General features: G+C 73.1%; 20 protein-coding genes. 13 read left to right on the forward strand and 7 right to left on the reverse strand.

The window, feature by feature from the left end:
• Nucleotides 1–239: 239 nt before the first annotated feature.
• Complete coding sequence (locus AOM09_RS02110) at nucleotides 240–1,232, reverse strand: LacI family DNA-binding transcriptional regulator (protein ID WP_062383615.1); 993 nt, start codon at nucleotides 1,230–1,232, stop codon at nucleotides 240–242.
• 177 nt (nucleotides 1,233–1,409) lie between these two features.
• Here AOM09_RS02110 and AOM09_RS02115 point away from each other — a divergent pair, with 177 nt between their 5' ends.
• From AOM09_RS02115 to AOM09_RS02130, 4 genes are read left to right on the forward strand one after another with little or no spacing between them, the layout of a single operon-like run.
• The gene (locus AOM09_RS02115) at nucleotides 1,410–2,759 is read left to right on the forward strand and encodes an ABC transporter substrate-binding protein (protein ID WP_228375026.1); all 1,350 of its coding nucleotides are present in this window, start codon (nucleotides 1,410–1,412) and stop codon (nucleotides 2,757–2,759) included.
• Nucleotides 2,760–2,797: 38 nt separating this feature from the next.
• Entirely contained in the window at nucleotides 2,798–3,841 is a 1,044-nt protein-coding gene (locus AOM09_RS02120) for a carbohydrate ABC transporter permease (protein WP_082098734.1), read from the forward strand.
• A 5-nt stretch (nucleotides 3,842–3,846) separates the two neighbouring features.
• Nucleotides 3,847–4,737, forward strand: coding sequence for a carbohydrate ABC transporter permease (locus tag AOM09_RS02125; protein WP_174452903.1), 891 nt, complete (start codon nucleotides 3,847–3,849; stop codon nucleotides 4,735–4,737).
• Nucleotides 4,734–7,046 carry a beta-xylosidase/alpha-l-arabinosidase gene (locus tag AOM09_RS02130; protein WP_062383625.1) on the forward strand — a complete coding sequence of 771 codons (2,313 nt, stop codon included), beginning with the start codon at nucleotides 4,734–4,736 and terminating at the stop codon, nucleotides 7,044–7,046. The genes AOM09_RS02125 and AOM09_RS02130 overlap by 4 nt, the downstream gene beginning before the upstream one ends.
• 1 nt (nucleotide 7,047) lies before the next feature.
• Here AOM09_RS02130 and AOM09_RS02135 read toward each other — a convergent pair whose 3' ends face one another.
• Nucleotides 7,048–7,332 carry a PLD nuclease N-terminal domain-containing protein gene (locus AOM09_RS02135; protein WP_062383628.1) on the reverse strand — a complete coding sequence of 95 codons (285 nt, stop codon included), beginning with the start codon at nucleotides 7,330–7,332 and terminating at the stop codon, nucleotides 7,048–7,050.
• A 31-nt stretch (nucleotides 7,333–7,363) separates the two neighbouring features.
• Here AOM09_RS02135 and AOM09_RS02140 point away from each other — a divergent pair, with 31 nt between their 5' ends.
• The gene (locus tag AOM09_RS02140) at nucleotides 7,364–7,642 is read left to right on the forward strand and encodes a DUF4229 domain-containing protein (protein WP_062383631.1); all 279 of its coding nucleotides are present in this window, start codon (nucleotides 7,364–7,366) and stop codon (nucleotides 7,640–7,642) included.
• Nucleotides 7,643–7,856: 214 nt separating this feature from the next.
• Here AOM09_RS02140 and AOM09_RS02145 read toward each other — a convergent pair whose 3' ends face one another.
• Nucleotides 7,857–8,726, reverse strand: coding sequence for a 1,4-dihydroxy-2-naphthoate polyprenyltransferase (locus AOM09_RS02145; RefSeq protein WP_062383634.1), 870 nt, complete (start codon nucleotides 8,724–8,726; stop codon nucleotides 7,857–7,859).
• On the reverse strand, nucleotides 8,723–9,733 hold the full coding sequence (locus AOM09_RS02150; RefSeq protein WP_187330410.1) for an AMP-binding protein: 1,011 nt from the start codon (nucleotides 9,731–9,733) through the stop codon (nucleotides 8,723–8,725). Before AOM09_RS02150 ends, AOM09_RS02145 begins: the two co-directional genes overlap by 4 nt.
• A gap of 36 nt (nucleotides 9,734–9,769) precedes the next feature.
• Here AOM09_RS02150 and AOM09_RS02155 point away from each other — a divergent pair, with 36 nt between their 5' ends.
• The 4 genes from AOM09_RS02155 (at nucleotide 9,770) to AOM09_RS02170 (ending at nucleotide 12,312) form a co-directional block, all read left to right on the forward strand.
• On the forward strand, nucleotides 9,770–10,864 hold the full coding sequence (locus AOM09_RS02155; RefSeq protein ID WP_062383641.1) for a DUF3048 domain-containing protein: 1,095 nt from the start codon (nucleotides 9,770–9,772) through the stop codon (nucleotides 10,862–10,864).
• 116 nt (nucleotides 10,865–10,980) lie between these two features.
• Nucleotides 10,981–11,691: an SIR2 family NAD-dependent protein deacylase gene (locus AOM09_RS02160; protein WP_228375027.1), complete on the forward strand. Its 711-nt coding sequence runs from the start codon at nucleotides 10,981–10,983 to the stop codon at nucleotides 11,689–11,691.
• A 49-nt stretch (nucleotides 11,692–11,740) separates the two neighbouring features.
• Entirely contained in the window at nucleotides 11,741–11,974 is a 234-nt protein-coding gene (locus tag AOM09_RS02165; RefSeq protein ID WP_062383643.1) for a ribbon-helix-helix domain-containing protein, read from the forward strand.
• Nucleotides 11,971–12,312, forward strand: a complete 342-nt coding sequence (locus AOM09_RS02170; RefSeq protein WP_062383646.1) for a type II toxin-antitoxin system PemK/MazF family toxin — start codon at nucleotides 11,971–11,973, stop codon at nucleotides 12,310–12,312. Before AOM09_RS02165 ends, AOM09_RS02170 begins: the two co-directional genes overlap by 4 nt.
• Before the next feature lie 9 nt (nucleotides 12,313–12,321).
• On the opposite strand, the gene AOM09_RS02175 is transcribed toward AOM09_RS02170, so the two are convergent.
• Nucleotides 12,322–13,251: a 1,4-dihydroxy-2-naphthoyl-CoA synthase gene (locus tag AOM09_RS02175; protein ID WP_062384408.1), complete on the reverse strand. Its 930-nt coding sequence runs from the start codon at nucleotides 13,249–13,251 to the stop codon at nucleotides 12,322–12,324.
• A gap of 153 nt (nucleotides 13,252–13,404) precedes the next feature.
• Between AOM09_RS02175 and AOM09_RS02180 the strand changes: the two genes are divergently transcribed.
• Together AOM09_RS02180 and menD are read left to right on the forward strand one after the other, a co-directional pair.
• Nucleotides 13,405–14,292, forward strand: a complete 888-nt coding sequence (locus AOM09_RS02180; RefSeq protein ID WP_062383649.1) for an o-succinylbenzoate synthase — start codon at nucleotides 13,405–13,407, stop codon at nucleotides 14,290–14,292.
• Nucleotides 14,289–15,941: a 2-succinyl-5-enolpyruvyl-6-hydroxy-3-cyclohexene-1-carboxylic-acid synthase gene (menD, locus tag AOM09_RS02185; RefSeq protein ID WP_082098736.1), complete on the forward strand. Its 1,653-nt coding sequence runs from the start codon at nucleotides 14,289–14,291 to the stop codon at nucleotides 15,939–15,941. Before AOM09_RS02180 ends, menD begins: the two co-directional genes overlap by 4 nt.
• A 10-nt stretch (nucleotides 15,942–15,951) precedes the next feature.
• Here the strand turns inward: menD and AOM09_RS15650 are convergent, their stop codons facing one another.
• Nucleotides 15,952–18,168 carry an isochorismate synthase gene (locus tag AOM09_RS15650; RefSeq protein ID WP_369346001.1) on the reverse strand — a complete coding sequence of 739 codons (2,217 nt, stop codon included), beginning with the start codon at nucleotides 18,166–18,168 and terminating at the stop codon, nucleotides 15,952–15,954.
• A 59-nt stretch (nucleotides 18,169–18,227) separates the two neighbouring features.
• Nucleotides 18,228–19,502, reverse strand: coding sequence for a D-arabinono-1,4-lactone oxidase (locus AOM09_RS02195; protein WP_062383651.1), 1,275 nt, complete (start codon nucleotides 19,500–19,502; stop codon nucleotides 18,228–18,230).
• A gap of 100 nt (nucleotides 19,503–19,602) precedes the next feature.
• Here AOM09_RS02195 and AOM09_RS02200 point away from each other — a divergent pair, with 100 nt between their 5' ends.
• Both AOM09_RS02200 and AOM09_RS02205 read left to right on the forward strand, forming a co-directional pair.
• Nucleotides 19,603–20,898 carry a geranylgeranyl reductase family protein gene (locus AOM09_RS02200; protein WP_062383655.1) on the forward strand — a complete coding sequence of 432 codons (1,296 nt, stop codon included), beginning with the start codon at nucleotides 19,603–19,605 and terminating at the stop codon, nucleotides 20,896–20,898.
• 39 nt (nucleotides 20,899–20,937) lie between these two features.
• Nucleotides 20,938–21,297, forward strand: coding sequence for an NADH-quinone oxidoreductase subunit A (locus AOM09_RS02205; protein WP_156162196.1), 360 nt, complete (start codon nucleotides 20,938–20,940; stop codon nucleotides 21,295–21,297).
• Nucleotides 21,298–21,304: the final 7 nt, after the last annotated feature.

Here is a 21,304-nt window from a genome sequence, read left to right on the forward strand (position 1 = left end):
CGCGCTTCGGGAATGGGGCATCCACGGTCGGTTTCGACGGATGCGCGTGCGCCATGGGGCATTCTGCGCCGCGCCTGCGGTCAACGTGCCCCATAGGACGCGGCGGAGCGCCAGAATCGACCGCCAGTGCCCCATTTCGAGGGGTGGGGGGTCGGAGGGGGTCGGAGGGGGTCGATGGGGGGTCGGAGGGGTCGGAGCTGGAGGGTAGGAGGTGCTGCGGGGTTGGCGCGGGCGGGCTCTCAGCGCGGCTCCGCCGTCGACTCCCTCACCACCAGCGAGGTGTCCATCCTCACGTGCTGCTCGCATGCCTCGCCGCCGACGAGCGCGAGGAGCATGTGCATCGCCTCCGCGCCCATCTCCTGCAGCGGCTGGCGCACGGTGGTGAGCGGGACCGGCGCGGCGGCGGCCTCCGGGATGTCGTCGAACCCCACGATCGACAGGTCGTAGGGCACGGACAGGCCCATGTCGAGCGCGACGTCCATCGCCGCGAGGGCCGTCGTGTCGTTCGCCGCGAAGATCGCGGTGGGACGCTCGGGGAGGCTCAGCATCGACTCGGCGGCATGGGCGGCGAGCTCGGGCTCGTAGTTGGTCTCGACCACCAGGTCCTCGTCGATCTCGACGCCGGCCGCCTCCATCGCGGTGCGGAACCCCTCCTCGCGGCGCCGGCCGGAGTCGAGGTCGTGACGTCCGCCCAGGAAGGCGACGCGACGGTGGCCGAGCTCGATCAGGTGCGTGGTCGCGGCCCGCGCACCGGCGACGTTGTGCGAGTCGACGGTGGGCAGCGAGGACGGGCCGTAGTGCGGGTCGATCGCGACCACGGGCACGCCGGTGGCCGTGTTGAGCACGGTCGGTGTCACCAGGATCGCGCCGTCGATGAGGGTGCCACCGAGTCGAGCGAGCGAGCGCCGCTCCCAGCCGTGACCGTGGCCGCCCGAGTGCGCGAGCAGTTCGTACCCGCTGCCCTCGGCGGCGGCCCACGCGCCCTTCATCAGCTCTGCTGAGAAGGGCTCGAAGCCGCCGACCAGGATGCCGAGCACGTTGGTGCGCTGCCCGCGCAGGCCCGCGGCCGAGAGGTTGCCGGCGTAGCCGACCTCGTCGATGACCTCCTGGACCCGCGCGACGGTCTCCTTCGACACCCCGTAGCGGCCGTTGACCACCTTCGAGACGGTGGCGACCGACACCCCCGCGAGGCGCGCGACGTCGGCGAGCTTGACCCGTGCGACCGGTTCCATGCCCGCATCGTATCCGCGCCGCATCGTCCGCGAGACCGCGACGCGACCATCCGGCCGCGCCGGAGAACCCCGTTGCGAAAACGTTATCGATAACGATTGACGCGATGGCGCCGCGCATGTGAGACTCGCGCTGTTCGACCTGAGTCAATGGAGACGAAAGGGGACATCATGGCGAACATGCGACGTGCTGCTGCGGGAGCGGCGATCGCGGCATCCATGGCCTTGCTGGCGGCCTGCAGCTCGAACGGGGGCGACGGCGACGCCACCCCCGACGCGGGGGCGACGTCCGGCGGGGGCGGAGGCGGCGACGAGCCGGTCACCCTCACCTGGTGGCACAACGGCGTGGCGGGAGACACCGGCGAGAACTCGCTCGGCGACTACTGGGACACGGTGGCGGCCGACTACATGGCCGCGAACCCGAACGTCACCATCGAGATCGAGCAGATCCAGAACGAGGACCTCCAGCGGACCCGCATCCCCACCGCGCTGCAGTCGGGCGACGCGCCCGACCTGTTCCAGCAGTGGGGCGGCGGCGAGATGGCGGCGCAGGCGGAGGCCGGCTACCTCATGGACCTCTCGGACGTGCTGGCGGACGACATCGGCCGCCTGGGCGGCGGCGTCGCGCCGTGGCAGGTGGACGGCGTCACGTACGGCCTTCCGTTCCAGTTCGCAGTCGAGGGCATCTGGTACCGCCCGAGCCTGTTCGCGGAGGCCGGCATCGCCGACGTCCCGACCACCATGGACGAGCTGAACGATGCGGTCCAGAAGCTCAAGGACGCGGACATCGTGCCCATCGCCGTGGGTGCCGCGGACAAGTGGCCCGCGGCTCACTGGTGGTACAACTTCGCGCTGCGCTCGTGCACGCAGGACACGGTCGCCAACGCGGGCACCTCGCTCGACTTCTCCGACCCGTGCTGGGTCGCGGCGGGCGACGCGCTCCAGGAGTTCCTCGGCACCGAGCCGTTCCAGCCGCAGTTCACCTCGACGGTCGCGCAGACCGGCGCCACGTCCTCGGCGGGCATGGTCGCCAACGGCAAGGCCGCGATGGAGCTCATGGGCCAGTGGAACTACTTCGTCTACGAGGGCTTCACCGACGGCTCCGACGAGGCCAAGGCGGCGCTGCACGAGGACCTCGACTGGTTCCCGATGCCCGCGGTCGAGGGCGGCGCGGGCGACCCGTCCGCCGCGATGGGCGGCGGCGACGGCTTCTCCTGCTTCGTGGACGCGCCGCCCGAGTGCGCCGACTTCCTCGCGTACATCGTGAGCGACGACGTCCAGCGCGGCTACGCCGAGGCGGTGGGCGGCCTGCCCGTCGCGCCGGCCGCGGCCGATGCGGTCACGGACCCGGTCCTGCAGAAGATCGCGCAGACCACGTCCAGCGCAGCGTACGTCCAGCTGTGGATGGACACCCTGCTCGGCCCGAACGTCGGCGGAGCGATGAACGACGGCATCGTCAACATCTTCAACGGCACCGGGGACTCCCAGGCCGTGGTCGACGCGATGATCGCCGCCGCCGCCACCTCCTGACCGACCGCCACCGAGATCCAAGAAAGCGAGTCTCCCTGGTGACCGCACTGGAGGCCTCGGGTCGGAACGCGGGCCCCGCCGTCGAGCAATCGACGGCGGGGTCCCGCCCCCTGACCCCAGCAACGCAGCACCCCCGCCGCGACGGTGTCCGCAAGTGGGCGGAGATCGCCCTCTTCGTGGGACCCGCGCTGGTCCTGTTCCTCACCTTCGTCGTGTACCCGGTCGTCTCAGCCGCGCGGTACAGCCTCTACAAGTGGAACGGCGTCTCGCAGTTCTCCGACGCCGAGTTCGTGGGGTTCTCGAACTACACGCGCGCGCTGTGGGGCGGCAGCGACCCCGCCACGCAGCAGGCGTTCAAGACCGCCTACTCCCAGCCGTTCTGGGAGGCGCTCAGCCACAACTTCGCGATCATCGGGCTGTCGCTGGCGATCCAGCTGCCCGTCGCCCTGCTGGTCGCGCTCACGCTCAACCGCAGGTTCCGCGGGCGGGCTTTCACCCGCGTGGTGATCTTCGCGCCCTACGTGCTCAGCGAGGTCATCGCGGGGACGATGTGGCTCATCATCTTCGACCCCAACGGCATCGCGACGCAGTGGACGCGCGCGATCGGGCTCGACATGCCGGCCGGCGGCTGGTTCGAGGACCCGACGTGGGGCTTCTGGACCGTCTTCTTCATCATCACGTGGAAGTACGTCGGGCTCGCGATCATCCTGTTCCTCGCCGGGCTGTCCGGCGTGAGCGAGGACCTGCAGGAGGCCGCAGCGATCGACGGCGCGAGCTGGTGGCAGATCCAGTGGCGCATCAACATCCCGCTCATCGGACCCACCATCCGCATCTGGGCCTTCCTGTCGATCATCGGCTCGATCCAGCTCTTCGACATGGTGTGGGTGCTCAACCGCGGCGGCACCGCGGGCCAGTACTCGACCATCGCGAGCTACATGATGCAGATCGGCTTCTTCCGCTCCGACTGGGGCTACGGCTCGGCGATCGCGGTGATCATGTTCCTCCTGTCGTTCGTCATCGCCCTCGCCTACATGGCGACCATCCTGCGGCGCGACAACGCCAACCCCCGGAAGGCGAGGTGACGGCCATGTCCGTCGACACGCAGCGCGCCGGCGCATCGTCCACCCGCACCCCGCGACCCCGCCGCGGCGGGGGGCTCATGCCCGAGGGCTCGACGTACCTCGCGATCGGCATCGGGCTCGTGGGTGTCGCGCTCACGCTCGGCCCGATCGCCTACCTCATCCTCGGCGGCTTCCGGACTCAGGGAGACCTCGCGGCGAACCCGACCGGGCTGCCCGATCCGTTCCAGTGGCAGAACTACTGGGAGATCCTGTCGGGGCCGCTCTTCTGGCGTCAGCTGCTCAACTCCACCCTGGTCGCCGTCGCGACGACCGCGGCGGTGGTGCTGTTCGGCACCATGGCCGCCTACCCGCTGTCGCGCTACCGGTTCCGGGGCCGCGAGCTCGTGTTCGTCATCTTCACCACCGGTCTCATGTTCCCCCTGACGGTCGCGGTGCTGCCGCTGTACCTGCTGCTGCGCGACCTCGGCATCAGCGGCCTGTGGGGCCTGGTGATCCCTCAGATCGCGTTCGCGCTGCCGGTCACCATCATCATCCTCAGGCCCTTCATCGCGGCGCTGCCGAAGGAGCTCGAGGAGGCGTCATTCATGGACGGCATCACGCGCATCGGCTTCTTCTGGCGCATGCTGCTGCCGCTCGCGCGGCCCGCGATGGTGACCGTGGGCGTGCTCGCGTTCATCGGCTCGTGGAACGCCTACCTGCTGCCGCTGCTGCTGCTCACGGGCGACCCGTCCGGCATGACCCTCCCGCTCGGCGTCACCACGTTCCAGGGCCAGCACTCCGCCGCGACGACGATGATCATGGCCTACACGTCGCTCGCGATGCTCCCCGCGCTCGCGTTCTTCCTGCTGATGGAGCGGCGCATCGTCGACGGGCTCACCGGCGCGGTGAAGGGATGACGGCCGTGGACGCCCCCGTGTCGGGTCGGGTCGCGGCGCTGGTCGCCGACATGACGCTCGAGGAGAAGCTCGCCCAGATCACCGGCTTCTGGGAGGACGAGAAGGGCGACGTGGTCGCGCCGCTCCAGGGCGAGGTCTCCGTCACGGGCGGCCTCGACGAGGCGACGCGCCACGGCATCGGCCACTTCACGCGCATCTACGGCACCACCCCCGTGGAGGCCGATGCGCGGGCGCGGGTCCTGTGGGAGCGCCAGCGCGCGCTCGTCACGGGCACGCGGCTGGGCATCCCCGCCATCGTCCACGAGGAGATCCTCACCGGGCTCTCGGCCTGGAAGGCCGCGACGTACCCGGGCCCGCTCACGTGGGGCGCGACGTTCGACCCCGCGCTCATCGCCCGCATGGGGGCGCTCATCGGGCGCGACTGCCGCGCCCTCGGCGTCCATCAGGGCCTCGCGCCGGTGCTCGACGTGGTCCGCGACCCGCGGTGGGGCCGCGTCGAGGAGTGCATCGGCGAGGATCCCTACCTTGTCGGCGAGCTCGGCACGGCGTACGTCGAGGGGGTCCAGTCCGAGGGCGTGCACGCGACGCTCAAGCACTTCGTCGGCTACTCCGCGTCGGCCGCCGGGCGGAACTTCGGCCCGGTGGCGATGGGTCCCCGCGAGCTGCGCGACGTCATGATGGTCCCGTTCGAGATGGCCGTGATCGACGGCGGCGTGCGCTCCGTCATGCACGCCTACACGGAGATCGACGGCGTCCCCACCGCGGCGGACGGCTCGCTGCTCACCGGGGTGCTCCGCGACGAGTGGGGCTTCGACGGCGTGGTCGTGGCCGACTACTTCGGGGTCGCGTTCCTCCACCTGCTCCACGGCATCGCCGCCGACCTGGGCGAGGCGGCGGCGCTCGCCCTCGCGGCCGGCGTCGACGTCGAGCTGCCCACGGGGGACGCCTACCTCGCCCCGCTCGCCGCGGCGGTGCGCTCCGGCGCGGTGGACGAGTCGCTCGTCGACCGCGCGGTCGCCCGCGTCCTCGCGCAGAAGGAGGCGTTGGGCCTGCTCGACGCCGACTTCGCGGACGAGCCGCCGAGCGGCGTCGACCTCGACGGCCCCGAGCATCGCGAGGTCGCCCGCCTGATCGCGGAACGCGGCATCGTGCTGCTGGCGAACGACGGCACGCTGCCGCTCGCGCCCCGGGGGGACGATGCGCCGGGCGCGCCCCGGGCGGACGATGCGCCGGGCGCGCCCCGCCTCGCCGTCATCGGCCCGAACGCCGACCGCTACCAGGCGATGTTCGGCTGCTACTCGTTCGCCAACCACGTGCTCGACAAGCGCCCCGGCACGGAGCTCGGCCTCGAGGTCCCGACCGTGCTCGACGCGATCCGCGACGAGCTGGGTCCGGTCCTGAGCGCGCGCGGCTGCGACGTCCAGGGCACCGACGCGTCGGGCATCCCGGAGGCGGTCGCCGCCGCGGCGGCGGCGAACGTGGCCGTCGTCGTGGTCGGCGATCAGGCCGGGCTGTTCGGCCGCGGCACCTCGGGCGAGGGCTGCGACACGGACTCGCTCGAGCTGCCGGGGGTGCAGCGCGCCCTGGTCGAGGCCGTGATCGAGACCGGGACGCCCGTGGTGCTGGTGCTGCTCACCGGACGCCCGTACGCGATCGGCTGGGCGCTCGAGCGTTGCGCCGCGGTGGTGCAGGCGTTCTTCCCCGGCGAGGAGGGCGCGGCCGCCATCGCGGGGGTCCTGTCGGGACGCGTCAACCCCTCCGGCCGCCTGCCCGTGAGCATCCCGCGCGACACGGGCGCGCAGCCCGCCACGTACCTGCATCCGCGGCTCGGCGAGGACTCGGACGTGACGAACCTGTCCTCGACGCCTCCACTGACCTTCGGCGAAGGGCTGTCCTACACCTCCTTCTCCTACGCCGACCTGGCCGTGGCGGGCGCGCCGACCGACGGCACGATGCGGGTGGCGGTCACCGTGCGCAACACGGGAGAGCGCGATGGCGAGGAGGTGGTGCAGGTCTACGCGCACCAGCGGCGCGCGTCGATCACGCGGCCCGTCGCGCAGCTCGCGGGCTTCGCCCGCGTGGCGCTCGCGGCGGGCGAGGCGCGGCGCGTCACGCTCGACATCCCCGCGGCCCGCCTGGCCCTCACCGGCCGCGACCTGGTGCGCGCGGTCGAGCCGGGCGCGATCGAGCTGTGGGTCGGGACGCCGCGCCACCGCATCGTCGAGGCCGTCGCGGTGCTCGATGGTGCGCGGACGCCGGTCGGCCGCGCGACGGCACGCCGGGGAAGGTTCGCGGTGGACGGGGTCTGAATCAGCCGCTGCGGCGCTTGCGGCGCCCCTGCTCGCGCAGCCACGCCAGGTACTCGGGGTCGTCGTCGGGCGCGACGGGACCCTTCCGCGGCGCGGGTCCGCTATCGGGGCGCAGCAGCTTGAGGACGATCCACGCGAGCGCGCCCACGAACGGCAGGAACAGCACGATCGCGGTCCACAGGCCCTTGGTGACCCCGTACGGCTCGCGCTCCGGGCGCTGCCACACGTCCGCGAGGGCGTAGATCACGAGGCCCAGATAGACGAGCAGCGGAAGCACCTTGAGCATCCCTCAAGCCTACGCCGCGTAACCTTGACGCATGGATGTCGTCGCGTACTGGGGTGCCCGCACGGGCCTGTTCCTCGCCGTGGTGGGGGCGCTGTGGCTGGTGGGCTGGCGCGACATGATGGCGTTCCTCGCCGCCTTCGTGGTCGCGTGGCTCGTGTCGTACCTGGTGCTCCCGGGCATGCGCGTCAAGGCGCAGGCGCAGATGGACCGGTGGATCTCGCGCAGCGAGAAGGGTCTGCGCGACGCCGATGCGGAGGAGGACGCCGAGATCGGCGCCGCCGACGAGGCGCACCCGCACGAGTCGCGGTAGCGGACGCCGCCTGGGCCTGGTGGCCGGTCGCCCAGACCGTGTGGGCGCGGTGTGTGTCCGATCGCGTAGTTCAGCGCACGGTGAAGCAACCGGGCGCGGACGGCGCGGGCCCTGCACGGGCACGCGGCAGGGCGGTTCCCGGTTCAGCCCGCATTGAAGATCTCGGGAACGATGGAGCCCGCGCCAGCGGTTCGGACGCGACGCGCGCGAGACCCTAGAGCGCGATGCCGAGCGCGAGCAGCAGGCCGTAGGCGAGGCCCACGCCGCTGATCCCCTGGAACATGACGCCGAAGTTGCGGCCCGCGGCACCCATGCGCATCCCGAAGGCGATCACCACGGACGGCAGCGCGACCACGGTGGCGATGAGCGCCCACGGGTGCGAGAACGCGACCAGGACGGCGAAGCCGACGGGCAGGGTGACGGCCGCGGCGAAGTACTGGCGCGCCCGCAGCTCGCCCACCTTGACCGCGAGGGTCCGCTTGCCGGCCAGCGCATCGGTCTCGAGGTCGCGGATGTTGTTCACGAGCAGCAGCGCGACCGCGTACAGCCCGACGCCGGCCGCGGCCCACACTGAGTAGAGCGTGATCGCGCCCGCCTGCGTGAGCAGGGTTCCCAGCACCGCGACCGGGCCGAAGAAGATGAAGACGCTGATCTCGCCGTAGCCCGCGTACCCGTAGGGGCGCGACGAGCCGGTGTAGGTCCACGCCGCGACGATCGCGACCGCGCCCACCGCGAGCAGCCACCACACGCCCGACACCACCACGAGCGCCAGCCCCAGCACCGCTCCGACCGCGAACGACGCGTAGGCCGCGAGCTTCACCGAGCGGGGCAGCGCCTTGCCCGAGGCGACCAGCCGCTCGGGGCCGATGCGGTCGACGTCCGTCCCGCGGATGCCGTCCGAGTAGTCGTTCGCGTAGTTCGAGCCGATCTGGAGCGCGAGCGCGACGCCCAGCGCGAGCAGCGCGGGCAGCAGGTGGAACGCGTCCTCGGCGATCGCGGCCGCGGAGCCGACGATGACGGGCACCGCCCCGGTCCACAGGGTGCGGGGGCGGGCTCCTGCCACCCAGTCGGCCGTCGTGGTCATCGCTCCTCCTCGCTCGCCAGCGCGCGCGCAGCCGGCCGGTCAATCTTGCCACCCGCGGTGCGGGGCAGCGCCTCCGCGCGGACGATGCGTCGGGGCCTCGCGTACGCGGGCAGCGCCGCGACCGCGGCGGCGAGCGCCGCATCGTCCGGCGCGCCCTCGACCACGGCGACCACGCGCTCGCCCCATTCGGGGTCGGGGACCCCCACCACGGCGGCCGCCGCCGCGCCCGCGTGCTCGAGAGCGAGCTCGACGCGCTGCGGGTGCACCTTGACCCCGCCGGTGTTGATGACGTGGTCCGCGCGGCCCAGCACCCGCAGCCTGCCGTCGTGCAGCTCGCCCAGGTCGCTCGTCACGAACCACCGCTCGCCGTCGACCACCTCGAACGCCGCATCGTCCCCGTCGCCGTACCCGGCCGCGAGCGTGGGACCCGCCAGCATGACCCGCCCGTCGTCGCCGAGGCGCACGCCGACGCCGTCGAGCGCCGTCCCGTCGTAGACGCAGCCGCCCGTGGTCTCGCTCATGCCGTACGTGCGGACCAGGTTGCCCGGCGCATCGTGCTCCGGAAGCGCCGCGCCGCCGACGAGCACCGCGTCGAAGGTCGCGAGCGCGTCGCGTCCTGCGGGATCGGCGAGCAGGCGGCGCACCTGGGTGGGGACGAGCGACACGTGGCGCGGGCCCGCCGGCATGCGGGCGACGGCGGAGGCGAAGGCCGCCGCGGTGAACGGGCCCGCGGGCATGCGCGTCACGGGTGCGCCGGCAAGGGCCGCCCGCGCGAGCACCAGCGCGCCGCCGATGCGCTCCGGCGGGATCGCGAGCAGCCATCCGGCCTCGCCGCCCAGCCGACGTGACGAAAGCGACACTGCGGCATGAACCGCCTCAGTCGGGATCAACACCTCACGCGGGACGCCGGTAGAACCCGAGGTATTCACGGAGATGCCCGCGGCATGCCCCGCGAGGGCGGCGGCGACGGCCCGGTCGGGACCGGCGGCGAGGGGCGCGTACGTCACACGGACCAGCCTACGAGCCCACTTACACTCGACCGCATGAACATCCGCCTGGCCGCCGTGACGACGGCGACGTCCGCCGTCGTGCTCGCGCTTGCAGCATGCTCGCCCGCGACCGAGAGCAGCCCTACCAGCACGGTCTCGATCGCCCCTCTCGAGCCCTCGCCCGCCGTCTCCGCGATGGAGCTCCCGCCGGCGCCCGAGGACCCGCGTCCCGACGTGATCTGGCCCCTCACGGGCCTCGACGCGACCGACGCGAGCAAGAAGCAGCTCAAGCGGCCGGCGCTGTCGATCAAGATCGAGAACACCGCGGACGCGCGCCCGCAGGAGAACCTCGACAAGGCCGACGTGGTCTACGAGGAGTACGTCGAGTACGGCATCTCGCGCCTCATCGCGGTGTACCAGTCGCAGTACCCGAAGTCCGTGGGCCCGATCCGGTCGATGCGACCGATGGACCGCAACATCATCGGCTCGCTCGACGGGCCGCTGATCTTCTCGGGCGCCCAGGGCCGCTTCATCTCCGACACCGCGAGCTCGGGCCAGGAGATGATCACGCAGGACCGCGGCGACTACGGGTTCTACCGCACCACGGACAAGGCCGCGCCGCACAACCTGCACGGCTACCTCTCGCAGTTCCTCGAGCAGACCGACGCGACGGCGCCCGCCCAGCAGTGGGACATCGCGTACCCCGCATCGGAGGCGACCGCGCAGGTCGAGGGCGAGAAGGCGACGCTGCTCGACATCACGATGTCGCCGCGCGCGCTGCCCGAGTGGCGCTGGGCCAAGAACGCCGGCGTGTGGAAGCGCTACGAGGACGGCACGCCGCACGTGACGTCGGACGGTACCCAGCTGTCCGCGACCAACGTCGTGATGCTATGGGTCCCGGTGCGCTACACCTCGGGGTCGTCCACCTCCTCGGTCCCGGAGACGCTCGTCTCGGGCGAGTCGGGCAAGGGCTACGTCGCGTCCGGCGACAAGGTCGTCGCGATCACGTGGAGCAAGAAGAACCGCACCGCGCCGTTCGTGCTCAAGACCGACGACGGCGAGAAGGTCGCGCTCGCGCCCGGTCAGACGTGGTTCGAGCTGGTCCCCAGCTCGGGCGTGAACAACGCGACGGACATCGACATCTCCTAAGGCGCCTCACCCGGCGCCCCGCCCCGCCGCCTCACCCACCCTCCACGGAATGGGGCGCTGAGCGTCGCTCTCGGGTCGCACGCGCCTCCCATGGGGCGCTGAGCGACGATGGGAACGTGATCACCCTCCTCACCGGCGCCGGGCTCTCGACCGCCGCGGGCATCCCCGACTTCCGCGGGCCCGACGGCGTGTGGACCCGGCACCCCGAGAAGGCGCGGCTGCTCGAACTCGACGCCTTCGTCGGCGATCCGGCTTCGCGCGAGCAGGGCTGGCGCGACTGGGCCGCGCACCCGGCCTGGTCGGCGCGGCCGTCCCCCGCGCATCGTGCCCTCGCTCGCCTGGTCGCGGCGGGCGCGTGCCGCGACGTGCTCACCCAGAACATCGACGGCCTGCACCAGGCGGCGGGGACGCCGGACGATGCGGTGGTCGAGATGCACGGCAGCCTCGCCGCCGCCTCGTGCTTGGGATGCGGCTTCGCGTGCCCGACGCGCGAGGTGATCGCCCGCCTCGTCGCCGAGCCCGATCCCCGTTGTCCGTACTGCAGAGGGATCCTCAAGCCCGACGTCGTCTACTTCGGCGAGGCGCTGCGCTCGGAGGACCTCGAGCGTGCCTCCCGCGCGGCGCGCTCCTGCGACCTGTTCGTCGCCATCGGCACCACGCTGCAGGTGTACCCGGTGGCCGCCCTCGCGGGCGAGGCGCTCGCCGCCGGCGCCGCGCTGGCCATCATCAATGCGTCGCCGACCTCATGGGATCGCGACGCCTCGCTGGTGGTGCGCGACCCCATCGAGGAGGCGGTGCCCGCGCTCGTCGACGAGTGGCTGGGCTGAGGATCAGCGGGCCGTTCCCACTGTCATCCTACCGCGGTAGCATCGGGGGATGGCCACCAAGCTGAGCATCAGCCTTCCCGAGCAGGATGTGCGAGTTCTCGACGCCCTGGTCAGGTCGGGTGTCGCGCCGAACCGCTCCGCCGCCGTGCACTCCGCCATCGAACGCCTGGTCGAGGCGGAACGTGAGCGCGATCTCGCGGATCAGCTCGTCGAGGCGATGCGCGAGTGGGAGACCTCGGGTGCGCAGGGGGCGTGGGACGGCACCGCGGGGGACGGCGTGTGAGGGGTGAGATCTGGCGCGCCGACCTGGACCCGGCGCGGGGGGTCGAGGCGAGCAAGGTGCGACCGGTCCTCATCGTGGGGAGGCGGATGCTGGTCGACGCGGCGATGCGGGTCGGAGGCACGGTGACGGTGGTGCCGATCACCTCCAACGTGGCGAAGGTGTTCGACTTCCAGGTGCTCCTGCCTGCGGGGACGGGTGGGCTCGAGGTCGACTCGAAGGCCCAGGCCGAGCAGATCCGCACCCTGAGCGTGACGCGGCTGATGGTGCGTCTTGGAGCGGTCCCTTCCGAGACCTCGTCGCGGGTCGATGACGCGATCCGGCTCTACCTGGGGCTGTGAGACCGCGTCTCAGAACGCGTACGGGAACCTGGTCCAGTCGGGTTCGCGGCGCTCGAGGAACGCGTCCCGGCCCTCCTGCGCCTCGTCCGTCATGTACGCCATGCGGGTCGCCTCGCCGGCGAACACCTGCTGGCCCGCGAGACCGTCGTCCGCGAGGTTGAACGCGAACTTGAGCATCCGGATCGCCTGCGGCGACTTGGTGGCGACGATGCGCGCGTACTCGAGAGCGCGGGCCTCGAGCTCGGCGTGCGGCACGGCCTCGTTGACGCCGCCCCAGCGCTCCGCATCGTCCGCCGAGTACTCGCGCGCCAGGAAGAAGATCTCCCGCGCCCGCTTGTCGCCCACCTGGCGCGCGAGCAGCGCACTGCCGTAGCCCGCGTCGAACGAGCCGACGTTGGCATCGGTCTGCTTGAAGCGCGCGTGCTCGCGGCTCGCGATCGAGAGGTCGCTCACTACGTGCAGCGAGTGCCCGCCGCCGGCCGCCCAACCGTTGACCGCCGCGATGACCACCTTGGGGGAGTGACGCATGAGGCGCTGCACCTCGAGGATGTGCAGGCGCCCGCCGTACGCGGGGGCGTCGGCCGCGGTGCCCTCGTAGAGGTAGCCGTCGCGGCCGCGGATGCGCTGGTCGCCGCCCGAGCAGAACGCGTGGACCCCGTCGGCCGCCGGGCCGTTGCCCGTGAGGATGATCGCGGCGACGTCGACCGTCTGGCGCGCGTGGTCGAGCGCGCGGTAGAGCTCGTCGACGGTCTGCGGGCGGAACGCGTTACGCACCTCGGGCCGGTTGAACGCGATGCGCACGGCGGGGAGGTCGCGCTCGCCGTCCTCGGTACGCTCCACCCACCGGTGATAGGTGATGTCCGAGTCGGGGAAGCCGTCGATCGCGCGCCACTGGGTCGGATCCATGAGGTCGGAGACCTGCGCCGGGATGTCGCTCATGGGATCCGAGCGTAGTGCGGCGCGCGCACCGGCTCGCATGTCGGAGCGCTCCGGGCGCGATCCGATATCCAGGTCGTCGGCGGCACGCATGTCGGACCGATCGGCCGTCGGCCCGGCATCGGGGGCGCCAGGAGCGACCCCTAGGCTGAGGCCATGGAGTTCCGCCCGTTCCGCGTCGCGCTGTCGACCCGCTTCCGCGGCGTCACCGAGCGCCACGGCGTCCTCATCCGCGGCACGGACCAGGACGGACGCGATCGCTGGGGCGAGTACTCCCCGTTCGACGACTACACCCCCGAGCGCGCATCGCGCTGGTGGGAGGCCGCGATGGAGGCCGCTCGCGGCGAGTGGCCGGACCCGGTGCGCGACACCGTGCCGGTCAACAGCATCGTCCCCGAGCTCCCCGCCGGGCGCGCCGCCCAGCTCGCCGCGGCGGGCGGCTGCACCACCGCCAAGGTCAAGGTCGCCGGCACCGGCGGATGGCGGGACGATGTGCGGCGCGTCGAGGCGGTCGCGGTCGCCTTGGGCCCGGAGGGCCGCGTCCGCGTGGACGCCAACGGCGCGTGGGACGTCGACACCGCGGTGACCGTGCTCAGGGAGCTGGACGCGGCCGCGCGTGCGGGCGGCGGTCCCGGACTCGAGTACGTGGAGCAGCCGTGCCGCTCCGTGGCGGAGCTTGCTGAGGTCCGCCGCCGCACGAGCATCCTCGTGGCCGCCGACGAGTCGGTGCGCATCCCCGGCGACGCCGACGAGGTCATGCGCGCCGGGGCCGCCGACATCCTGGTCCTCAAGGTCGCGCCGATGGGCGGCGTCCGGAACTGCCTCGACGTGGTCGACAGGTACGCGATCCCCATCGTGGTGTCGAGCGCGATGGAGTCCTCGGTCGGGCTGGCGGCGGGCGTCGCGCTCGCGCGCGCGGTGCCCGAGCTGCCGTACGCATGCGGGCTCGGCACGGGCGAGCTGCTCGCCGAGGACACGGTGCGCGAGACGGTGGTGCCGCGCGACGGCGTCATCGGCCCGGTCACGCTGGACGTGATCGTATGAGCGAGAATCCCTCGGGCGCGTTCGCCCGCGCGCTCGTCGCGGCGCTGGTGGAGCGCGGGGTCGAGGACTTCGTGCTGAGCCCCGGGTCGCGCTCCGGCCCGCTCGCGCACGCGCTCGCGGAGGCGGGGTCGGCGCACCCGCCGCTCGGGGCGCCGCGCGTGAACCTGCATGTCCGCATCGACGAGCGCAGCGCGGGCTTCCTCGCGCTCGGCGTCGCGCGCGGTCGCGCCGCCGCGGGGGACCCACGCCCGGTCGCGATCGTCACCACCTCGGGGACAGCGGTGGGCAACCTCCTGCCCGCGGTGATGGAGGCGCACCACTCGGGCGTGCCGCTCCTGCTGCTCACCGCCGACCGGCCTGCGGAGCTGCGCGGGGTGGGCGCCAACCAGACCACCGACCAGCTGGGGCTGTTCGGCGCGTTCGTGCGCTGGGAGGCCGACGTCCCGGCAGCCGACCTGGGCGAGCGACCCGACCGCGCCACCGCGCTCGCGGATCGCGCCGTGCTCGCCGCGGTGGGCGATCGCGCGCGGGAGGACATGGCGGCCGCCCCCGGCCCGGTCCACCTCAACATCGCGTTCCGGGAGCCGCTCGGCGCCGACGGCGGCGTCTGGCACGCTCCTCCCGCGTTCACGCCCTCGACCGGGGGCATCCCCGTGGTCGCCGCGCCGCCGGCGCCGTCCGCGCTGCCCGCGGTCGCGCGCGGCGTGGTGATCGCGGGCGACGGCGCGGGCGATGCCGCGCGCGCCGTCGCCGAGGCGCACGGGTGGCCGCTGCTCGCCGAGCCGACCTCGCTCGCGCGCTCGGGGTCGCACTGCATCGCCGACTACGTCCGCCTGCTCGAGTCGCCCCAGGGTGCGGACCTCGCGGCGCGCGTCCACCAGGTGGTGGTCATCGGCCGCCCGACCCTCACGCGGCCGGTCCAGGCGCTCATCGCGCGCGCCCCGGCGCTCATCGTCGCCCGGTTCGGCGCGCGCTGGCGCGAGGCGCCGCCGCATGCCCAGCGCGTCGAGCGGGACGTCCCGTCGTCGTGGCTGTGGTCCGCCAGGCCGGACGATGCGGACCCCGCCTGGCTCGCCGAGTGGAGGTCCGCCGGCGGTCGGGTGCACACGCCCGACGGGTGGGGGCCCCGCGTGGCGGCGGCGACGTTCGCCGCCTCGCTCGGCGACGAGGTGTGGGGCGTGGTCGGCTCCTCGGGCCCGGTGCGCGCGCTCGACAGGCTCATGCCCGCCGCGTCCGCCGGCCGCGCGCCGATCCTGCTCGCCAACCGCGGTCTCGCGGGCATCGACGGCACGCTGTCCACGGCGGCGGGGGTGGCGCTGGGCTCCGGTCGCGCGGTGCATGCGCTCATGGGCGACGTAACGTTCCTGCACGAGGCGGGCGGCCTGCTCGTCGGGCCGCTCGAGCGCCGGCCGCGCCTGCGCATCGTCGTCGTCAACGACGGCGGCGGCACCATCTTCTCGGGCCTCGAGCACGGCGGCGCGCCCGCCGAGAACCTGGCGCGCGTGTTCACCACCCCGCACGGTGCGGACCTCGCGGCGCTGTGCGCCGGCTACCGGGTCCCGCATCGCGCCGTGCGTAGCCGAGAGGAGCTGGCCGCGGCGCTCGCGGCTCCCGTCGAGTCGCTCGAGGTGGTCGAGGCGCTGGTGTAGCGCCGCCGGTTCAGAGGCGGCGCGCCCGCAGCACGGCGTCGCGGCGGATCCCCGGCTGACCGTGGTCGTCCGTCGAGGGCCGCGCGCGCACCTGGGAGACCTCCACCGTCCACTCGTCCGGGTCGAGCGCGGCCGCGGCCTCGTCCGCGCGGAACGCGGTGCGGCTGAGCCGCGGGTGCTCGATCGTGTGCGGATCGGAGGGGTCGTGGCCGACCACCAAGAGGATCCCGTCCTTCGCGACCAACGCCGCGAGCTTCTCGACCAGCCCGGCGATGCCGTCCTCGGGGTGGGCGTAGTGGCTGGTCACCAGGTCGTACGATGCGGCGCGCAGGTCCGCGGCGGTCGCGTCCGCCACGCGCCAATCGAGGCGCGCGGCGATCTCCGCGCCCGCGCGCTCGGCGCGCTCGCGGCCGCGCGACACCGCCGTGGGCGAGATGTCGATCGCGGTCACCTCCCAGCCGAGCGTCGCGAGGTAGACCGCGTCGGCTCCCTCGCCGCAGCCCGCGTCCAGCGCGCGCCCCGCGGTCGAGCCCGCGACCTCGGCCACCAGCTGCGCGTTCGGCTGCGCGCTCCACACGGCGTCGCGCGAGGCGTACCGCGCCTCCCACGCGGCCGAGTCCCAGCCGTGGAGGTCGGGGCCGTGGTCGTGGCCCGAGGACGACGCGCCGGCGAAGCCGGGGATCGCCCCCACCGCGGACGCGTCGAGGTGGAGCGTCGGGAACGCGGGATCGTCCCCCACCTCGTACCGCGCGGACGACGTGATGGCGGGCGCCGGCACGTCGAACTCGACCTCGGGGGCCAGCGCGCTGCGGCGCGTGCGCGGGGCGGGGTCCGCGACCGTGACCGGCGCGGGCTCGGGCTCGGGTTCGGCGACGGGCTCAGGCTCCTCGACCAGCTCGGGCTCCGGCTCCGGCTCGGCGACGGCTTCGGCCTGGGCCTCCGGCTCCGGCTCGGCGACCTCGGCCTCCAGCTCGGCCTCGAGCGCGCGTCGCATCGGTTCGAGCTTCGCCTCGGACTCGGCCCACTCGGACGCCGGCTCGCTCGCGGCGACGATGCCGCAGCCGGCGAACAGGCGCAGCCGCCGTGCATCGTCGCGCGAGATCTCCGCGGACCGCAGTCCGATGCACCACTCGCCGTCGCCACCCGCGTCGATCCACCCGACCGGGCCGGCGTAGCGACCGCGGTCGAGGCCCTCGAGGTCGTCGATCGCGTGCGCCGCCGCGAGGGTGGGCGTGCCGCAGACGGCCGCGCTCGGGTGCAGCTCGGCGACGAGCTCGAGCGCGTCGACGTTGTGCGACAGCACGCCCGTGACGTCGGTGGCGAGGTGCATGACGTTCGGCAGGTGGAGCACGAACGGCTCGTCAGGGACGTTGACCGAGCCGCAATGGCGCGCGAGCACCTGCGTGACGGACTGCGCGGCGTACTCGTGCTCCTCGCGGTCCTTGGAGGAGCGCGCGAGCGCCCCGGCGCGCGCGAGGTCGCGCATATCGTCGCCCGTCATGCGGATGGTGCCCGCCAGCACGCGCGAGGTCACCAGGCCGTGGTCGACCCGCGCGAGCAGCTCCGGGGTCGCGCCCACGAGCCCGTCGATGTGGAAGGCCCAGCACATGGGGTACTCGTCCGCGAGCCGCGCGAGCACCGCGCGGACATCGACGGGGCGCTCGGCGGTCGCGGCGACCGCGCGCGCGAGGACCACCTTCTCGAGCTCGCCCTTCTTGATGCGTGACACGGCGGCGTCCACCGCCGCGGTCCATGCGGGCTCGTCGCCGCGCGCGAGGGAGACCGCGCCGGCCGCCGCGGGCGCCGTGGCTCCCGCGAGCGCCTCCTCGAGGCTCGCCGGCGCATCGTCCTCCGTCGCGATGGTCGTGAACCAGGCGCGGCCGTCGCGACGCCCGGTCACGTAGCGCGGCACCACGAGCGCACCGCCGGCCGCCGACGCGTCCGCGAAGGCGAACGACCCGAACGCCACGAGCCCCGTGCCGCGCACCCGCACCGCGTCCTGGACCGAGGCGTGGCGGCGCAGCAGGCGCCACCAGTGCTGGGCATCGTCGATGCGCTCGGCGCCGGACGTGTCCAGCCGCGCGGCCTCGCCCCACGCGACCATGCCCTCGCCGCGTCGCACCCACGAGATCCCCGGCTCGGGCATCGTCGCGATGAGATCGCCCGGGTCCTCGATCTCGATGGTGCGAACGTGCAGGGGACCCGGAGCGGCGGCGTGGACGGTCACGCCTCCACAGTACGGCCGAGGGGGCATCGGACGATGCTCGCTCGACACCCCGTGTCGCGTCACCGGGGCTCGCGCACGCCGACGCGCATGAGGTAGTCGTTGACGAACCGGCCGTCGGGGTCGAGCGCCTCGAAGAGCGCGCGCGCCTCGCCCACGCGGGGATGCACGCGGGCGATCGCCGCGGCGTCGAAGGCGTGCCACTTGCCCCAGTGCGGGCGCGCGTCGAAGGGGGCGAGCGCCCGCTCGATCTCCGGCAGGAGCGCGCGCACCGCCTCGGGGGAGCGCGCCCACGTGAAGTGGATCGCGAGCGTGTCGCGACCGTACGCGCCCGACAGCCACAGATCGTCAGCCGCCACGGCGCGCAGCTCCGAGACCAGCAGGTGCGGGGTGATCCGCTCGCCCAGCGCGCGCACCGCGGCGAGCGCCTCGCCCGCGACCTCCATCGGCACGAAGTACTCGGTCTGGATCTCCTCGCCGTTCGACGGCGTGTGCGTGAGCCGGAAGTGGGGGAGGCGCTCGTTCCAGGGCCCGGGACTGCCGCCCTGGGGCGTGAGCGCGTCGGGGTCGCCGTCGACCAGCCGGGCGTCGGACTCGGGGCTGCGGGTCGCGCCGTGCCATTCCTCCGGCGGCGCGACGTCGAGCCCGATGCCGCTCTTGCGCCACACCTGCTGCACCGTGGGCTCGGTCCACGTGGTGAAGATCGACACGGAGTACGCGTCGGCGAGGATCGCGGGGGTCTCGTCGAGCAGGTGCTCCCACGGCATGCCCGTGTAGACGTCCTGCCGGATGTCGTAGGTGGGCTGGATCGCGAGCGTCACCTCGGTGATGACGCCGTACGCGCCGAGCCCGACCGCCAGGCCCTCGAAGCCCGGCTGGCCCGCGCGCGCGGTATGCATCCTGCCGTCGGCGCCGACGTACTCGATGCGGCACAGCGCGGTGGACTGGCAGCCGTTGCGGGCCCCGGAGCCGTGCGTGCCGGTCGCCGTCGCACCGGCGACGGAGATGTGCGGCAGCGAGCCGGTGTTGTGGAGCGCCCAGCCGCGCTTCTGGAGCCAGCCGCCGAGCACGCCGTACCGCATGCCGGCCGGGGCGTTCACGGTGGGCCAGGCGGGGCTCGTGAGATCGATGAGCGGCTCGTCGTCGATGCCGGTGACGGTGATGAGCGTGCCGTCCGTGTCGGCGATGTCGTTGAAGCTGTGGCGGGTGCCGAGCGCCTTGACGCGCCCGGGGGCGGACCGCACGGCGCGCACCACCTCGTCGACGGAGCGGGCCTCGACCAACCGCTCCGCCGCGAACGTATGAGTGCCAGCCCAGGTGACGCCCGCGTCGCTCATACCGCTCAACGTAGCAACGGGCAGGGACGATGCGCCGTGCGGCGCACCGCGTGGGACCGTCCCGCACCGAGCATCGTGCGGACGCCTCTACCCTTGTCGGGTGAATGCTGAGGCCGATGTCATCGTGATCGGAGCCGGGCCGGGCGGCGCCGCCGCCGCCCGCTACCTGGCCGCCGAGGGGTTCTCCGTGATCGCCCTCGAGAAGTCCCGCTTCCCGCGCGAGAAGGTGTGCGGCGACGGGCTGACGCCGCGCGCGGTGCGCGAGATCGACCTCATCGGCCTGCCGACGCCGCGCGAGGAGGGGTGGATCCCCAACCACGGCCTCCGCATGGTCGGCGGCGGCCACCGCCTCGAGTTCCCGTGGCACGACCTCGAGAGCTTCCCGAACTACGGGCTCTCGCTGCCGCGCGCCCAGTTCGATCACCGCCTCGCCGAGCACGCCCGCTCCGCGGGCGCGGACGTGCGCGAGGGCTGGCACGTCGACGGGGTCATCCGCGACGAGCGCCAGGACGGCTACGCCGGCGGCGGCCGCGTGGTCGGCGTGATCGCGCGGGAGACCGACGAGCGGGGCCGCAAGATGGGCGAGCCGACCGAGCTCCGTGCGCCCCTGGTCATCGCCGCCGACGGCGTGAGCGCCCGCATCGCGCTCGGTCTCGGCATCGAGCGCAAGGACAACCGCCCGCTCGGCGTCGCGGTCCGCACGTACTTCACCACGCCCCGTCACGACGAAGAGTGGATGGAGGGCCACCTCGAGATCTGGGACGGCGAGCGCGGGCGCTCGAACCTGCTCCCGGGCTACGGCTGGATCTTCCCGCTCGGCGACGGCACCGCCAACGTCGGGCTCGGCACGCTGAGCGCCAAGGGCACGCCGCCCAAGCTCGACCACCGGGCGCTCCTCAGGGACTGGCTCGACCACTCGGCTGAGGACTGGGAGCTCGGGGAGCAGGTCGGCGACATCAAGGGCGCCGCGATCCCGATGGCCTTCAACCGGCAGCCGCACTACGTCCCGGGCATGATGCTCGTCGGCGACTCCGGCGGCATGGTCAACCCCTTCAACGGCGAGGGCATCGCCTACGCCATGCAGGCGGCGCGGCGCGCGACCGAGGCTGCCGTGGCATGGCGTGCCGCAAACGGGGCGCGCGACCAGGAGGCGGCGCTGGCGAGCTACGCCCGGATGATGAAGGACGACCTGGGCGGGTATTACTCGCTCGGGCGCATCTTCGCGTCGCTGGTCGAGCATCCGACGGTCATGAAGGTCTGCACGCGGTACGGGCTTCCTAGTCCTTTGGTCATGGAATTCACGTCTAGACTGCTGGCAGATGTCTACGAGCCGCATGGCGGCAACTGGGCCGACAGGCTGCTGTCCGCCCTGACCCGGGTCGCCCCGGCGGCCTGACGGCATCCGCGACCTCGAGGAAGACGGAAGGAATCCCCGGTGAATCCGTACGTGCCGATCATCGTGATGATGGTGATCGCGGGACTGCTGGCAGGCGCCGGCCTGTTCGTGAGCTCGATCCTCGGGCCCAAGCGCGCGAACGCCGCGAAGCTCGACCGCTACGAGTCGGGCCTTCAGCCCACTCCCGGCGCGGTGGGCGGGGGGCGCATCCCGATCAAGTACTACCTGGTCGCGATGACGTTCATCGTGTTCGACATCGAGGTCGTCTTCCTCTACCCGTGGGCCGTCGCGCACAACGCCGTCGGCTGGTTCGGGCTGATCGCGATCATGACCTTCCTCGCCCTCATCACGATCCCGTTCGTGTACGAGTGGCGCCGTGGCGGATTCGAGTGGGACTGAGGCACTG

Source organism: Demequina iriomotensis, from assembly GCF_000971395.1.
Classification (GTDB): Bacteria; Actinomycetota; Actinomycetes; order Actinomycetales; family Demequinaceae; genus Demequina; species Demequina iriomotensis.